The following is a 15,436-nucleotide window of genomic DNA, read 5'->3' as shown; positions in this document are numbered from 1 at the left end:
CTCATGCCCCGAGCTCACGCTCGACCGCCTTGGAATTGGCCGCAAGGCGTTGGCGGATGTCCTCGGCGATATCGCCCACGAACACATCTTCCAACCCGCGCTTGAGCGCCGACACGATGGCGCTGGCGACCACGCGGGGCGCGACCTTCGGCGGCGGCACGGTCTGGAACCACTCGATATCGAGCGGGCCGGTGAAGACGTTCACGACCTTGACGCCGCCGGGCCGGAACTCGGCGCGCAGGCAATGCGACAGCGAAAGCGCGGCGGCCTGCGAGGCCGAGTAGGCACCGAACACCGGCCAGTTCGCCAGTGCATAGACCGACAGGATATTGACCCAGGCGGCGGCGCTGTTGACGCCGTCGGCGCCACGCATCCGCATCGCCGGTCCGAACGCCTGCGCCAGATGCACAAAGCCGAGATACGTCTGGTCGATCTCATCCCGCACGATGCTGGTACCCTGGCGATCGAGCAGCCCGCCGGCGCGCACATGCTCGGCAGTATTGACGAGGATGTCGACCTTGCCGCCAATATCGGCCGCCAGGTCCGCGACCGACTTCTCATCACCGATGTCGAGCGGCACGATTTCGACCCCCTCAAGCGCGCGCAACGCCTCTTCGCCGCGGAACGGCTTCCACGGTTCGGCGACACCGACGAACACGATCGACGCGCCGGCCGCCTTCAGTGCGGCCACCACCTCCTGACCGACGATACTCCGTCCATTGGTGACCAGAACGCGCCGGAATTTCGGATCGGCGGTCATCTCACGCCACTGCCTGTCGTCCGTCATGTTGGGGGTCTCACGTTCGGGGTGCGCGAAAGCCACGGCCTGCCCGCTCTTGTCCAGCTGAAACGACATCACGACCGGCTGGCCCTCCGCACAATCGGCATGCAAATGGGTCACCAGCCGCGGCCCGCAATCCATCGCGACCAGGCCGACCCGCCATGGCGCGCGCTCGCGGAAATGCACGTCGGCCGGGATGTGCAGCGTGGTCTCGGAGAGGAGCGTGCCGCGCCGCGGCGCGTCCGTGAAAGCGAGGTCGGCGGAAAGGCAAGCGGGGCACGCATCGCGCGCCGGATAGCAGAAGGTCGCGCAGGCGCCGCAGCGCTGCAGCATGAAACGTCCTTCGGCGGCGGCGCGCGTCAACCCGTGCGAGGTGCGGCTGCGCGGCTGCGGTGGTGACGTCGGCAGCCGTGTCCGAGCTAACGGATTCTTTCGGCGCGGCTTTGCGATCGGCTCGATCATGCGCCTGGTCCTGCGAGAATCGCCGCGCCCGAGGCGAGGCCGCGATCATAATTGATCATTCCGAAGCCCGACGCCAAGCCGATGCGCGCATCCTTGACCTGGGTCGGACCAGCGAGCCCCAGCACCTGGCGCAGTGCCTCGACCACCCCGAGATAGGCTCCGCCGGCACCCGCCTGCCCGACCGACAATTGGCCGCCCGAGGTGTTGTGCGGGAAGGAGCCGTCGATCGTCAGGTCATGCTGGCGCACGAAATCTGGCCCCTCGCCCTTGCGGCAGAAGCCGAGGTCCTCGAACTGCATCATCGAGATCACAGGGTAATCGTCGTAGGTCTCGACGAAGTCGAGATCATCCGGCTTGACGCCGGCCATCGCGTAGAGCTCATCGATGTCCATCGCCCAGCCGCCCCGTACCTGGACAGGATCATCGCCGAACGCGTTGTGGCGCTCGATGGTGGCGAGGATTTTGGCGCACCGCAGATTGAGCGACGCCGCGACGTCCTCGGTCATCACAAGGAAAGCCTCTGCGCCGGCGCATGGCATCACGCAATCGAACAGATGGATCGGATCGGCGATCGGCCGCGCCGCCATGTATTGCTCGACGGTCAGCGGCGTCTTCATAAGTGCGTTGGGATTACGCAGCGCATTTGTGCGCTGGGCCACCGCGATCTTGCCGAAATCCTCACGCCGCGCACCGAACGTGCGCATATAGTTGTGCGCAATCAGCGCAAAGCTCGCATTGGCGCCGCCGGCGCCATAGGGATAGACCGCGTCCTGGTTGAAGCGCGAGAAATTCTCCAGCGTATAGCGGAACGAATCGACGTGGTTGGTGTCGCCGGCCACGCAGGCCACGATGCGGGCGTCCCCCGCCTGCACCGCCCGCGCGGCGCGTCGCAGGGCGGCAATCGCGCTTGCGCCGCCCAGCGGTATGGTGTCGAGCCAGCGCACGCACAGGCCGAAATGCTGGGTGAGACCGATTCCACTGTCGAGCCCGGCCGTGAAGCTCGAAACGCAGAAGCCGTCGATATCGCGCGGCGTGATTCCGGCACCATCGACCAGCGATTTCAGCGCCCGCCCGATCCACCATTGCGCGCTCTCGATCGAATAGCGCACGTAAGGGATCGTTACGGGAACCGCCATCACGACCCGGTCGTAAGGTGTGCGGATCGAGCTTTGCATCTGATTGCCGGGTTCCTGTGGTGAGGCCGCTCAGAGCACGGTCGGTTTGACGTCGATATTGTCGCGCGTCGCATTCGAATGAGGACAGCCGCGCCCGCCGGTTGCGGTGACTTCGGCTTCATGCAAGATCTTGTCGGGCTGCGGCATGCGTGTCCTCAACGTAGCTTGGGTTCGGTGCTCTGCGTGCGCGCAACGAGCGCGCGAAAATCCTGGCGGGCGCGCTCATTGGCCAGCGCGAAGCTCGGCCCGCGGCTCGGCTCGGTGCCGTTGAGGCGCTGCAGCTGCACCCACATTTCGGCACTCTTCAGCGCGACCGCGGCGCAGTTGACCACCGGCGCATGGCCGATCTTGAAGCCGTGCTCGCTTGCAATGAGAAGCCCGGGCAACACGCCGGCCGGGATCACCACATCGGCGCCGCGATCGACTAGAGGCTGCGCGCACGCCGCAAAATCGCGCAGCATACGCGCTTTCGCCTCGGCATCGCCGGTGAACGCGGCGCTGAAATCCTCGGGCCGGCAGCCCATGTTCGTGACATGCACCACGCGACCGCCGAGCCCGTAGCGATCGGCCTGCTCGTAGTGCCAAACCTCAAAGGCAGAATCGAGCGTGACGAGGCCGAGCCGCCGTCCAAGCTGCGAGGCCGCAAGCAGCGTCGCCTCGCCGACACCGACCACCGGAATCGTCAGTGCCGAGCGCAATTCGTACAATCCCGGATCCTGGAAGTGACCCATGACATAGGCATCGAAGCCGCGCTCCTGCGCCGCAAGCCCGTTGTCGACCGCCTGGATCGCACAGCGGAATTCGCTCAGGCGCCCGAAGTCGCGGTCGGCGGGCGTGATGCCCTCGACGTGGACGCTGGTACCTGGCGCAGCGATCTCGTTCAGGTAGCCTGCGAGCCGCGCCATGTATGGCGCGCTTGTGGTCTGGTCGACGAAGCTCTGCCAGAAGACGCGCACAGCGAATATCCTGTTCACGGGCGGACCGCACCGGGCCTTGCACCTCCGCAGTCCGGAAGGACTGACGACCCGCACAAGCCTGTCGTTATGAGAGCGCGTCGCAGCGAGACGCCGTTCCATCGACCGAAATATTTCAAGCACATAATAATTTTGGCGTCAATTCAACGGCGCGTCGGCACGCACGGCGCGCAACTGCAGCTGTTTGCCGAAACGACAGGCAGTGGGCGCCCGTCCTATTTGCCTAAGCTAATTCCGCTTTCTTGCCCGTACACACCACTGCAAACTTTTCTACGAACCCGGAAGTTGACGTATTGACGTTCCGTCAGAAAATACTTTAGGCTTTAAATAATTGACGGACAGCTTCCGCCGATCGTTGCGTTGCTAAGGGTTCCTCAATCGTGGCTGAGATCATCAGGCTCGGAACAGCAGGTGCGACGGGCGGGTTCGCATTCGCCGCGAACCGGCACGGCGTTTCAGAGCTTGGCGACCTCGGCAGCCACGAAATCGCGTACCACGCCGGCGAAAGCCTCCGGCATCTGATCGGGAAGCGGCACCATGCCTCCTGAGAGCTCGCGCAGGACGCTGCCGCCGATAGCTCCAGCGACCCTTGGAGCCGCCGGATGAGCGTGCGGATCGTCGGTCGGCGCGATGACCAGCGTGGGGCACCGGATGTGTCCCAGACGATCCTCCATCCGATAGCGATTCACCACCCGGTGGCCTTCGGCCGCCATCTCGCCGGCCCGCAGCGCATCGATCATGAAGCGCCGCAACAGATCGGTATCATCGGCCGGATAGAACGGCTGCCGGCGTGCCCACAGCTCGGTGAGATGGGCGCCGTCACTCCGCGTCTCGACATCGTCGATGACCCGCATACCCTGGTGCTTGGCACGCCGCGCCGCATCGACAAAGGGACAGGCCGAGAGCACCAGCGCGCTCACGCGCGCAGGCGACGAAGCGGCGATCTCGACCGCAATCGCCGCACCGGTGTGATGACCGACGATCGCGCTGCGCGGCTGTTCCAGCGCGTCAAGCAGCGCAAGCGCGCCCTCGGCCCACAACTCGATCGAAGGTTCGCCCAATGGCCGCTCGGAATCGCCGAAGCCAAGCGTGTCCATGGCAATCGCGCGGAAATCGCGACCGAGCAGCGACAGCACGTCACGATACTCATCCCACGAGCGCGGCGTCTGGTGCAGCAACAGAACGGGGAACCCGGCTCCCGCCGTCGCAATATGGATGCGGCCAAGGCGCGTCGCGATGAAGCGGCGCTCGATGCCCGGGCCGGTCGCGCTTGCGGTCATGTCACGGCTCCTGTCGATCCTCTCTCGATCCATACTGACATCTCGCTCAGCTAGCGACTGTTTTCAGCCAAGGGGGAATGCAATGCGCAAGATTTTGAGTCTGACTGCAGTCCTGGCAGGCCTTGTCACGGCTTCGACCGCGCAGGCCGACATCACGGTCGGGTTCGTGACATCGCTCAGTGGACCCGGTTCCTCGATCGGCATCCCCTATGGGCGCGGCATCCAGGCCGCGCTGGAGTACAAGGGTGAGGTCAACGGCGAGAAGATCAGGCTGATCCAGCTCGATGACGGCTCCGATCCTTCCGCGGCGACGCGCGCCGCACGCAAGCTGATCGAGGAAGAAAAGGTCGATCTGCTGATCGGCACCGCCACCGCGCCCTCGACCATCGCGATGATGGCGGTCGCGACCGAATTGAAGGTGCTGATGATCGCCATCTCTCCGGTCTCCGGACAGCCCAATCCGGCCGATCAATGGGGTGTCTCCGTTCCGCAGCCCGCCTCGCTGCTGGTCAAGGTCGTCGCCGATCGCATGAAGCGCGATGCCGTCAAGAACATCGGCTATATCGGCTTCTCCGACGCCTGGGGTGATCTCGTCTACAACGGCGCGAAGGCGGCTGAAACCGAAGACGGCATCAAGATCCTGACCAACGAGCGCTATGCGCGCGTCGACACCTCGGTCACGGGTCAGATCCTCAAGGTTCTGGCGGCGCGCCCCGATGCCGTGCTGATCGGCGGATCCGGCACGCAAGGCTCGCTCCCGCTGCTCGCGCTTGGTGAACGCGGCTTCAAAGGCAAGACCTACGGCACGGTCGCGTTGATCAATCCCGACTTCGTACGCGTCGGCGGCAAATCTGCCGAAGGGATCCAGGTGTCCACCGGTCCGGTCATCGTCGCCGATCAGCTTCCGGACAGCCATTTCGCCAAGAAGCTGGCGCTTGAATTCCGCGCGGCCTACCAGAAGGCCAACAACGCCCCGACCACGGACGTGTTCTCGGCCTATTCCTTCGACGGCTGGATGATCTTCACATCGGCCGCGGCGCGCGCGCTGAAGACGGCGAAGCCCGGCACTGTCGAATTCCGCAAGGCGCTTCGCGACGAGATCCTCGACACCAAGGAACTCGCCGGCGTGCACGCGGTCTACAACTTCAAGCCTGGGGCCTATCACGGCGTCGACGAGCGCTCGCTGGTGATCGTCCGCCTGATCAATGGCGTCTGGACCTACGCGCCGTGAGTGCAGGATAGCAGGGAAGAACGGCCAAGCATGACGGCAGATATCGCAGCGATCCTCGCGATCGACGGCATAGCGACCGGGGCGGTCTACGCGCTGGTTGCGATCGGGACCGTGCTGATCTTCACCGTCACGCGGGTGATCTTCATTCCATTCGGCGACATCGCGGCCTTCACCGCGCTGACGCTGGCGGCGCTCGATGCCCGCCAGCTTCCCGGAACGGTCGGGCTGGTCGTCGTGCTGGCGTGCATGGCCTGTCATGGAAGTGGCGTCGCTTTCGCGTGCCGGCGAGTTGCGCTCGGTGCCGAAAGCCGTCCTTGGCTATCTCGTGCTTCCCCTGATCGTGGTCGGGATCGTCTGGTTGACGATGCGGTTCAATCCGCCGGCGCCGGTCAGGATCGTGCTGGCGCTGCTCCTGATCATGCCGGTCGCGCCGCTGCTCGACCGGATCGTGTTCCGCCCGATCGCGGACGCTTCGGTGCTGCTGCTGCTCACGGTCTCGGTCGCGCTTCACTTCGCGCTGGTTGGCCTCGGCTTGTTGTTCTTCGGACCCGAAGGCGTCAGGACCGAGCCGCTAACCTCGCTCGGGATGGAGATCGCCGGCGTTCAGGTATCCGGGCAGACGGTGCTGATCCTGGTGGCGGCGCTGCTGTTTAGCGGCTTGTTGCTGCTGTTCTTCGATTTCACCCTGCTCGGCAAGGCGCTGCGCGCGACGGCCTTCAACCGGACCGGCGCACGGCTGATGGGAATCAGACCGGCCCGTGCCGGGACCATCGCCTATCTGCTGGGATCGCTGATGGCAGGCGTATCCGGCATCCTGATCGCGCCGGTCAACACGATCTTCTACGATTCCGGTTTCCTGCTCGGCCTGAAGGCCTTCGTCGGCGCCATCATCGGCGGCATGACCAGTTACCCGGGCGCAGCGCTCGGCGCCTTCGGTGTCGGCATTCTCGAGAGCTTCGCCTCGTTCGAGAGCAGCACCCTGAAGGACGTCATCGTGTTCTCGCTGCTGATCCCGGTCCTGCTCTGGCGTTCGCTCGCTTCGCAGCATTCCGAAGAGGAAGTCGAGGAATGACCGCGACGCAGATCCGCCTCATCATTGCCGCGGTGATTGCCTGCCTCGTCGCGGCGCCGTTCGTGCTCAATCCGTTCAGCATCACATTGCTGAACTATATCGGCGTCTACGCGCTTGCGGCGATCGGGCTTGCGTTGCTGACAGGAGTCGGTGGCATCGTGTCGTTCGGTCAGGCCGCCTTCGTCGGCATCGCGGCCTATTCGACCGCATGGGTCACCGCGGTGAACGGCTACTCGCCCTGGCTCGGACTGGTGCTGGCCGTGGTCCTGACCTGCAGCATCGCGGCGATTCTCGGTCTCGTGACGCTGCGGCTGCAAGGACATTTCCTGTCGCTGAGCACGGTCGCCTGGGGACTGGCGATCGCGTTTCTGTTCGGCAACATCGAAGGACTCGGCGAGCATAACGGCATTTCGGGCCTTCCGCCGATCTCGATCGGCCCGTTCGCTCTGGTCGAGAGCCGGCAGATCTATTTCCTGATCTGGGCCATCGTCGGGGCGGTGCTGCTCGTCTGCTACAACCTGCTGGACTCGCGTATCGGCCGCGCCATGCGGGCGTTGCGCGGCGGCAATACGCTGGTCGAAAGCCTCGGCATCAGCGCATTCCGGATCAAGCTTGTGACCTTCGTCATCGCCGCGTTGTTCGGCGCGCTGTCCGGATGGCTCTACGCCCATCTTGGCCGTTTCGTCAGCCCCGGGCCGTTCGATGCCAGCATGGGCATCGAATATCTGATGATGGCGATGGTCGGCGGCGCCGGCAGCGTGCTGGGCGGCGTGGTCGGTGCTGCGATCGTGACGCTGCTGAAGAATTCCGTGCAGGACTACCTTCCGCTGATCGCCAAGGGCGCCTCGGGCCAGCTCGAAATCGTCGCGTTCTCGGCGCTGTTCATCGTGTTTCTGCAGCGGGCGCGACAAGGCATCGTGCCGCTCCTCGCCGGCTTTTTGCCGGATCTGAAATTGTCCCGTCCGGAGCCCGCCGCGCCGCTGCCGCGTCGTGAGCAGCCGGCGCCGGGCACGCTCCTGCTCAAGGTCAGCGGCGTCCAACGGCGCTTTGGCGGCCTGGTCGCCGTCAACAATGTCAGCTTCGAAGTGCGGTCCGGCGAGATCCTCGGCCTGATCGGGCCGAACGGTGCCGGCAAGACCACGATGTTCAACCTGCTCACCGGCGCGCTTCGCACCAACAGCGGCGAGATAAAATTCGCCGACCGGTCGATCACCCATGACCGGCAATTCCGGATCGCCCGTTCCGGAATCTCCCGCACCTTCCAGCACGTCAAATTGCGTCCGCGCATGACGCTGCTCGATAACGTGCTGCTCGGCACCTATGCGCGCACCACGACCGGTCTGTTGGCCGGCGCCCTGCGCCTGAACCAGGCGGAGGAAGCCAGCGCGCGCTACGAGGCCCTGCGCCAGCTCGAGCGGGTCGGGCTCGGCGACAAGCCGTTCGAGCTCGCCGGCAACCTGCCGCTCGGCAATCAGCGCGTGCTCGAAATCGCCCGCGCGCTCGCCGCCGATCCGACGCTGCTCGTGCTCGACGAGCCCGCGGCGGGCCTGCGCCGCCAGGAGAAGCTGAAGCTCGCCGAGCTGTTGCGGTCACTGCGCGCGGACCATTTGACGATCCTGCTGGTCGAGCACGACATGGAGTTCGTGATGTCGCTGGTCGACCGCATCGTCGTGCTCGATTTCGGCTCGAAGCTCTGCGAGGGCGGGCCGGCGGCGATCCGCAGCGACGCCCGGGTCCAGGAGGCTTATCTCGGAGGCGTCGCGTGACACAGCTGCTCTCGATCGAGGATGTGTCGGTCGCCTACGGCAAGGTCGAGGCGGTGCGCAACGTCCCGCTGTCCGTCGAACAGGGACAGATCGTGACCGTGATCGGTCCGAACGGCGCCGGCAAGACGACGCTGCTGATGGCCGCGATCGGCCTGTTGCGATGCACGGGCCGGATGATCTTCCAGGGGACCGATCTCGCAAAAATCGACGTCGAGGGCCGGGTCGAACGCGGCCTTTGCCTCGTGCCCGAGAAGCGCGAGCTGTTCGCCGACATGTCGGTCGCCGACAATCTGTTGCTCGGCACCTACAGCCTGCGCGATCGCTCGGCGACACGGACGTGCCTCGACGACGTGTTCGACCGCTTTCCGCGGTTGAAGGAGCGGCGCAAGCAGGCCGCCGGCACCCTGTCCGGCGGCGAGCGGCAGATGCTGGCGCTGGGCCGCGCGCTGATGGCGAAGCCGAAGCTGCTGGTGCTCGACGAACCGAGCCTTGGGCTCGCGCCGCTGATCGTCCGCGAAATCTTCCGCACCATCGCCTCGCTGCGCAGCCTCGGCGTCTCGGTTCTGCTGGTCGAGCAGAATGCACGGGCCGCGCTCGAGACCGCGGATTACGGCTATGTGCTGGAAACCGGCGAGATCATCCAGTCGGGGCCGGCGGATACCCTGATCCACGACCCGAAGCTGATCGCGGCCTATCTCGGCGGGCACTAAAGCGCGATGAGATTAGGTTGAAATCGTCATCGCGCTTTAGCTCTTTGTTTGAGCATGATCTTTTCGGAAAACCGCTTCACACTTTTCCGGATCATGCTCGAGAGACCAGGAACGGGACTAAAAGCGCGAAAACAACCCCATGCAAAGTAGAAGTGGGGCCTCGCGTCATCGGAACACACCAGGGCGGGTACTCATCTGTGGACGCCCCGCCAGATGCAAGCGGTTTTTGAAGAAGATTGGCACGTAGTCGGATGCTGCCATCTGTCCGGCCTCTGATGCAGCGATGGAGCTGCGGGCCCGTATGGGAGTTCGCGGACCGGAACCAAATCATAAATGCGTGCTCCAGGCACGATGAGTACATCTGGTTCTTCCGGCCCCGTCTCGCCGACTGTTGCGCCATACCCTCCTTCGACCGACTACACCTCTGACGACCTCTGGCCCGCCAAGATCACGCCTTGGCGGCAACCGGAGCTCTGTAGTTTTCGCACTTGACGAGTAGCGCCCAGACGATCCGCGCCATCTTGTTAGCGAGCGCGACGGTTACCAGCATCCGCGGTTTACGAGCCAGCATCTGTTCGAGCCACGAACCCCTTGGCGCACCGCGTTTGCTCGCCTGTTGCACGACCGCGCTGCTGCCGATGATGAGGAGGCGCCTGAGCGTGCGTTCGCCCATCTTGGATGTCGCACCGAGCTTCTGCTTGCCGCCTGTCGATCTTTGAAGAGGCGTGAGACCCAACCAAGCGGCGAAGTCACGGCCTTTAGCAAAGGTCTCGGCCGGCGGTGCTAGAGCGGCGATCGCGGTGGCGGAGATTGGGCCAATGCCGGGAACGGTCATTAGCCGGCGCGATACTTCGTCCTCGCGAGCACGTCGCGCGATTTCCTGGTCGAGGTCCGCGACCTTGCCATTGAGGTCGGTCAGCAGGTCCAACATCAATCGGAACATGGCGTGGGCCGCTTTGGGAAGCGAGCTGGCCATCTCTTCTTCCTCGATCAGGTCGGTAAGCATCGCCACGTGCGACGGCCCCTTAGGTGCGACCCAACCATATTCAGTGAGGTGTCCCCGGATCGCGTTGATGAGCTGCGTTCGCTGCCGCACTAACAGGTCACGGGTCCGAAACACCAGACCCGCCGCCTGTTGCTGTTCGCTCTTCACGGCTACGAACCGCATGCTCGGCCGCTGCGCTGCTTCGCAGATCGCCTCGGCATCGATCGCGTCATTCTTTTGCCGCTTCAGTAGAGTCGAGGAGAGGCGCGGTGATGCGCTTGTTGCGCGTTCCGTTTCCTCTCCCCGCTCATCAAACCGGACGTGCAGTTTTCCCGCATCCGGCTTTCCGACAGGTTTTGTCACAAGGCGCACGTCGGCGACACTTTGCGCACGCGGTTCAGCACAAGTACGCCAGGGTTCCCATGGATCCGATCAGAGAACCGTCTGACGCCACGTCCTGGCGTCTTATGTCGTCTGCGCAGAAAGGCGAGCACGCGGTCGAAGACGTGTCGATCAACGGCCTGATGAGCCGTAGCAAGAGAGCCATAGCTGAAGTAAGCGGACCAGCCGCGCAGAAGGCGGTTCAGTCGTGCTTGTACTTCGGGCCAAGCGCCCTTGTTGCCCGGCGTCAGCAGTACGCTGACCTTCCTCTTGATCCGCAGCACGCTTTTCTTGGACGGAGCCGCGCCAAGATACCACCGTCCCCCATTGCGGAAGCGGCGGGGTCCGAGCGTGTACCCAAGGAAGTCAAAGCTTTCCAATCGGGCATTCTTCACCGAGGTTTTAGTCTCGTTGAGCGTCAACCCAAGCTTGGTCATCACCGCTTTCGTCCACGTCAATGCTTCCTCCGCGTGGCCGCGGCTGAGAATGACGAAGTCGTCGGCATAGGAGATAACCTGGGCATGGAATGCTTCACGCCGACCGCTGAGACGCCAATGCTTCAGGAACCGGTTCATGTAGATGACGGAGAGCAGCGGACTGATGACACCGCCCTGTGGCGTGCCACGCTTGTTGCTCTTACCGCCGCTCATGCACCGTTTCCCGTCGCTATCCCGCTCCTCGACCGGTACTCGCAGCCATAACTTAATCAGCCGCAGCACATTCCGGTCAACGATGCGTCGGGCCACCGATTTGAGGAGGTCCGAATGCGGGATCGTGTCGAAGTATTTCGACAGATCGGCGTCAACAACGTCCGTGTAGCCCCGGCACACAAGCCGGTGCACTTCCTTGACTGCATCGACCGCGTTACGACGCGGGCGATATCCATAAGCACCGTCCTCAAAATCCGCCTCGAAGATCGGTTCCAGCACGATCTTTGCGGCAGCTTGGACGACCCGGTCCCGGATTGTTGGGATACCGAGTGGACGTTCGCCGCCGCCGGGCTTCGGGATCATCACCCGCCGCACCGGATCGGGCCGGTAAGTCTTCGTGACGAGTTCATCGCGCAGGCCGGCCAACCATGCTTCGAGTCCCGACGCGTCGATTTGCTCGAAAGTTGTTCCGTCCACTCCTGGCGCACCCGCGTTGGCGCGGGCCAGCTTGTAGGCATGGCTCAGAATGTCCTCGCGGCAGATCTTGTCGTACAGCACATAGAAACGGAAGGCAGGCTCCGCCTTCGCCTTGCAATAAAGCTTTCTCTGAAGGCTCCTGATCTTATCGGGCGTTTGTAGGCTCATCGCCAATCGACCCATTCCCTCGCCATCTTCAAAAGCGCACCTGAAGTCAGGGTCCTTTCCTCCGCCGGAATTACCCGGTTTCATCAGTACTACGACCCTGTCCGACTCCCGTCCGGTCCATCGACTACTCGATGCTGAAGGCGCGACCTTCGACCAAGACGGGTCTCCCCCGATTACCCGCACTACCTTTCCGGCGTGCCGTGCCCATTACCCCGGTGAACCGGACAGGTGCATGCGTCGATTGCTTCCCTGTCAGCGCGGCCTTCCCCGCCATACGATCGGGTCGGCATTCACATCGTAACTTTCGAGGCGTGCTCAGGCTTCACTCACGTTACGGCCCGCTGGATTGCTCGGCCGCCAAAAGCGACCTTTGTCACGAGGCTTCGATCCGTCCGATTGCTCGTCCAAACCGCTCGTCAGCTACCAGATCAATCGACAATTCTCTGGGTGGATCCTTCCTCCACTGGTAATGCGCGCCGTCGGGGCGCACCAAACGGCTTTACGTAGGCGGGAGGGATCAGCCGAACTTCATGGCCAAGCTGGGCGAGTTGACGGGCCCAGTGATGGGCTCCGCCACATGCCTCCAGAGCTACCGTGCAACTCGGCTGGGCTGCGAAGAAATCCAGCAGCTTTCCTCGGCTGATCCGTTTGCTGAATATAGCTCGCCCTTTCCCGTCTGCTCCATGAGCGTGGAAAACATGCTTGGCGATATCCAGACCGATTATGATAACCTCTGACACGGACGCCTCCCTTAAGTGGTGCTCAACACCTCCACTTTGGCACATCGATGCCGTCGGGCGGGGCGTCCACCCCATCATAAACTTCGGCTTCCAGCAATAAAGCGGACGTTGCCCAGTTCGGTTTTCGCGGGTGACTTTTGACCCGATTCGGACATTGGCCTTCCGCGGAGACCGCTAACGACGCTGAGCGCCGGGTTGAAGACATCCTGCGACCTGCCGCCGGAGGCAGTGACATGCCCACCCCCCAATCATTGTTGGGGATGGTCTGGATCGCGGTCGTTGTAACGCAAGGTATTCATCGTGCGGCTCCGGCTTATCTGGGTCAGCGTCGTAAAGGCGGTGAATTTTATTAGACCGATCGTCTACCTCCGGGCAAAAAAGCTCATTCACTGAGGAGCTTGAAAAAACCTTTCGAGAATGAGTGAAGCGGCTCGGAACGGCGCTCGAGTTTGGCGCGCAGGACCGCGCCCTCCCAGCCGATCCAGAAGAATTCGGCAAGCCAATCGCAATCGTGGCTGGAAGAGATCGCACCCATGGTTTGAGCAGACCTCAAGCACTTGGCTGTGCGCTGCTGCCAGTCGATGAACACAGCGAATAGTTGCTGACGAAAAGATTGTGGAAGTGCGCCCATCTCCTGGCCAAGATTGCCGACCAAACAGCCGCGCGTATAACGGAAGCGCTTCATGGCAAACGCAGCATCGTCGGTAAAACCCCTAAGCCTCTCCAGTGGGGGGTGTTGCTCGTTCAGGAAGAAGCTGTCGAGCTTCCGCGAAAAATAGGCAGCGTAGCTGTCGATCAGTTCCGCTCCAAATGCTTCCTTGCTCGGAAAGTAGTGGTAGAACGAACCCTTTGGCACGTCGACGCTACGCAAGACTTCCTCGATTCCCGTCGCGGAATAGCCCTTCTCCGTCAGCATGACGACACCTGCACGGACCAGCGCGTCACGGGTCGCGCTATAGCCCGCAAATTCTTTAGGCGGTCGCCCGCGACGGCGGAGAGGCAGCGTCTTGCTCATGCAGATTATAATAGACCGACCGTCTAGGAGAAGCAACCAGCAAGTGACGGCGCCTGCTTGGATTGACCTGCTCCCCTGAAACGCCCCGGTTTTAAGTTACGGTTCTGTTCTCCAGTGAAGAGACGACCATGCGTAAGAGCAGGTTCTCGGAAGAGCAGAACATCAAGGTGCTGAAGGAGCATGCTGCCGGTCGTCGCCAGGTGATCTGTGCCGGAAGAGAGCTGGCTCCGCAAATTCGGACAGTAGCTTGAGTGGATTTTCTGCCTGACAGCGGCGAGGATTCTTGCCGCGAATCAGGAGCGAAGATGACGAAGAAGAGCCGCCGGATGCATTCTCCGGCATTCAAGGCGAAGGTTGCTTTGGCTGCGGTCAAAGGCGACAAGACGCTGGCGGAGCTGGCGCAACTGTTTGATGTTCATCCGAACCAGATCACGATCTGGAAAAACCAGCTCCTGGAAGGCGCCGCCGGCGTGTTTGGGCATGACAAGGCGTCGGCCGAGACGCCGGTCGATTTGAAGGCGTTACATGCCAAGATCGGCGAGCTGGCGTTGGAAAACGATTTTTTGTCCGGCGCGCTCACCAAGGCGGGCCTGCTGAGCGCAAAGCGATGATCGACCGCGGTCATGATCTTTCTATCGTGCGCCAGGCGAAGGTCCTGAAGCTGGCTCGCAGCACGGTCTACTATGAACCTCGGCCAGTTTCGGCCGAGGACCTTGCCTTGATGCGTCGGCTCGATGAGCTGCATCTCGATTATCCCTTCGCGGGAGCGCGTATGCAGCGATCGTTGCTGCGGCGGGAGGGCGTATACGCCGGTCGCCGCCACATCGCGACGCTGATGAAGCGCATGGGGATCGAGGCGGTCTATCGTCGCCCGAACACGAGTAAGCCGGCACCGGGTCACAAGATCTACCCGTACCTGTTGCGCGGATTGAAGATCGAGCGGCCCGACCAGGCGTGGGCAATGGACATCACCTACATTCCGATGCGGCGTGGCTTCGTCTATCTCGCGGCGGTCGTCGATGTGTTCAGCCGACGGGTCCTGGCCCATCGCGTCTCGATCACAATGGAGGCGGCCTTCTGCGTCGAAGCGGTCCAGGAGGCGTTGGCGAAGCACGGCAGGCCCGAGATTTTCAACACGGACCAGGGCAGCCAGTTCACCAGCCTCGAGTTCACCGATGTGCTGCTGGACGCGAAGATCGCCATCAGCATGGACGGCAAGGGCGCCTGGCGCGACAACGTGTTTGTCGAGCGGCTCTGGCGCACGGTCAAATACGAAGAAGTTTATCTCCGCGCCTACGACAGCGTGTCCGAGGCGCGAGCGTCAATTGCCAAGTATCTGGCCTTCTACAATCAGGGACGCCCTCACTCGAGCCTTGACGGGCGCACGCCCGACGAGGCTTACTTCGGCACGCAAGCTATGGTGATGGCCGCATGACCGTCGCCGACGATTTTGTCGTCGCTCTGGTCGGGCTACGCCCTCCCGACGCAACGACAAAATCGTAAGGCCCCGCGTTCAGCATAACCCGGCAGGAATCCACTTAAATCCCGCGGGGCGCTGTCCAAACAACC

13 protein-coding genes and 2 pseudogenes are annotated in these 15,436 nt (G+C 63.0%); 6 read left to right on the top strand and 9 right to left on the bottom strand.

What is annotated here, in order from left to right:
* Nucleotide 1: 1 nt before the first annotated feature.
* The 4 genes from HAP48_RS33640 to HAP48_RS33625 all read right to left on the bottom strand — a co-directional run bounded on the left by HAP48_RS33640 (nucleotide 2) and on the right by HAP48_RS33625 (nucleotide 4,672).
* The gene (locus tag HAP48_RS33640; RefSeq protein WP_166204135.1) at nucleotides 2–1,243 is read right to left on the bottom strand and encodes an SDR family NAD(P)-dependent oxidoreductase; all 1,242 of its coding nucleotides are present in this window, start codon (nucleotides 1,241–1,243) and stop codon (nucleotides 2–4) included.
* Nucleotides 1,240–2,418: a thiolase family protein gene (locus HAP48_RS33635; RefSeq protein WP_166204134.1), complete on the bottom strand. Its 1,179-nt coding sequence runs from the start codon at nucleotides 2,416–2,418 to the stop codon at nucleotides 1,240–1,242. The genes HAP48_RS33640 and HAP48_RS33635 overlap by 4 nt, the downstream gene beginning before the upstream one ends.
* A 155-nt stretch (nucleotides 2,419–2,573) precedes the next feature.
* Nucleotides 2,574–3,374, bottom strand: coding sequence for an aspartate/glutamate racemase family protein (locus HAP48_RS33630; RefSeq protein WP_166204133.1), 801 nt, complete (start codon nucleotides 3,372–3,374; stop codon nucleotides 2,574–2,576).
* Between the two features lie 473 nt (nucleotides 3,375–3,847).
* The gene (locus HAP48_RS33625; RefSeq protein WP_166204132.1) at nucleotides 3,848–4,672 is read right to left on the bottom strand and encodes an alpha/beta fold hydrolase; all 825 of its coding nucleotides are present in this window, start codon (nucleotides 4,670–4,672) and stop codon (nucleotides 3,848–3,850) included.
* An 82-nt stretch (nucleotides 4,673–4,754) separates the two neighbouring features.
* Between HAP48_RS33625 and HAP48_RS33620 the strand changes: the two genes are divergently transcribed.
* The gene (locus HAP48_RS33620) at nucleotides 4,755–5,903 is read left to right on the top strand and encodes an ABC transporter substrate-binding protein (RefSeq protein ID WP_166204131.1); all 1,149 of its coding nucleotides are present in this window, start codon (nucleotides 4,755–4,757) and stop codon (nucleotides 5,901–5,903) included.
* Nucleotides 5,904–5,989: 86 nt separating this feature from the next.
* Here the strand turns inward: HAP48_RS33620 and HAP48_RS33615 are convergent, their stop codons facing one another.
* The gene (locus HAP48_RS33615) at nucleotides 5,990–6,151 is read right to left on the bottom strand and encodes a hypothetical protein (protein WP_224496722.1); all 162 of its coding nucleotides are present in this window, start codon (nucleotides 6,149–6,151) and stop codon (nucleotides 5,990–5,992) included.
* A gap of 8 nt (nucleotides 6,152–6,159) precedes the next feature.
* On the opposite strand from HAP48_RS33615, the gene HAP48_RS33610 reads away from it, so the two are divergent.
* From HAP48_RS33610 to HAP48_RS33600, 3 genes are read left to right on the top strand one after another with little or no spacing between them, the layout of a single operon-like run.
* Entirely contained in the window at nucleotides 6,160–6,975 is an 816-nt protein-coding gene (locus HAP48_RS33610; RefSeq protein WP_224496721.1) for a branched-chain amino acid ABC transporter permease, read from the top strand.
* Nucleotides 6,972–8,741, top strand: a complete 1,770-nt coding sequence (locus HAP48_RS33605) for a branched-chain amino acid ABC transporter ATP-binding protein/permease (RefSeq protein WP_166204130.1) — start codon at nucleotides 6,972–6,974, stop codon at nucleotides 8,739–8,741. Before HAP48_RS33610 ends, HAP48_RS33605 begins: the two co-directional genes overlap by 4 nt.
* Entirely contained in the window at nucleotides 8,738–9,451 is a 714-nt protein-coding gene (locus HAP48_RS33600) for an ABC transporter ATP-binding protein (RefSeq protein ID WP_166204129.1), read from the top strand. Before HAP48_RS33605 ends, HAP48_RS33600 begins: the two co-directional genes overlap by 4 nt.
* Nucleotides 9,452–9,899: 448 nt before the next feature.
* Here the strand turns inward: HAP48_RS33600 and HAP48_RS33595 are convergent.
* The 4 genes and pseudogenes from HAP48_RS33595 to acuR all read right to left on the bottom strand — a co-directional run.
* Nucleotides 9,900–10,682: pseudogene (locus HAP48_RS33595) on the bottom strand (IS110 family RNA-guided transposase); the annotation flags it as partial.
* Between the two features lie 113 nt (nucleotides 10,683–10,795).
* Entirely contained in the window at nucleotides 10,796–12,127 is a 1,332-nt protein-coding gene (ltrA, locus tag HAP48_RS33590) for a group II intron reverse transcriptase/maturase (protein WP_224496640.1), read from the bottom strand.
* A gap of 476 nt (nucleotides 12,128–12,603) precedes the next feature.
* Nucleotides 12,604–12,852 (bottom strand): annotated as a pseudogene (locus HAP48_RS33585) (IS110 family transposase); the annotation flags it as partial.
* A 382-nt stretch (nucleotides 12,853–13,234) separates the two neighbouring features.
* A complete protein-coding gene (gene acuR / locus HAP48_RS33580; protein WP_166204127.1) occupies nucleotides 13,235–13,867 on the bottom strand; it encodes an acrylate utilization transcriptional regulator AcuR in 633 nt (210 codons plus the stop codon).
* Nucleotides 13,868–13,995: 128 nt separating this feature from the next.
* Here acuR and HAP48_RS50220 point away from each other — a divergent pair, with 128 nt between their 5' ends.
* Together HAP48_RS50220 and HAP48_RS33575 are read left to right on the top strand one after the other, a co-directional pair.
* Nucleotides 13,996–14,118 carry a hypothetical protein gene (locus HAP48_RS50220; RefSeq protein ID WP_275948994.1) on the top strand — a complete coding sequence of 41 codons (123 nt, stop codon included), beginning with the start codon at nucleotides 13,996–13,998 and terminating at the stop codon, nucleotides 14,116–14,118.
* Between the two features lie 54 nt (nucleotides 14,119–14,172).
* Nucleotides 14,173–15,302 (top strand): IS3-like element ISRj2 family transposase gene (locus HAP48_RS33575; RefSeq protein WP_166204126.1). Its coding sequence is split into 2 segments (ribosomal slippage): nucleotides 14,173–14,425 and nucleotides 14,425–15,302, totalling 1,131 coding nucleotides; the frame shifts between segments, so codons are not numbered across the junction.
* Nucleotides 15,303–15,436 lie beyond the last annotated feature (134 nt).

The sequence above is a fragment of the Bradyrhizobium septentrionale genome, assembly GCF_011516645.4.
GTDB classification, from domain to species: Bacteria; Pseudomonadota; Alphaproteobacteria; order Rhizobiales; family Xanthobacteraceae; genus Bradyrhizobium; species Bradyrhizobium septentrionale.
The sequence above is the reverse complement of the archived record's forward strand: the minus strand, read 5'-3'. Positions and strand labels throughout refer to the sequence as shown.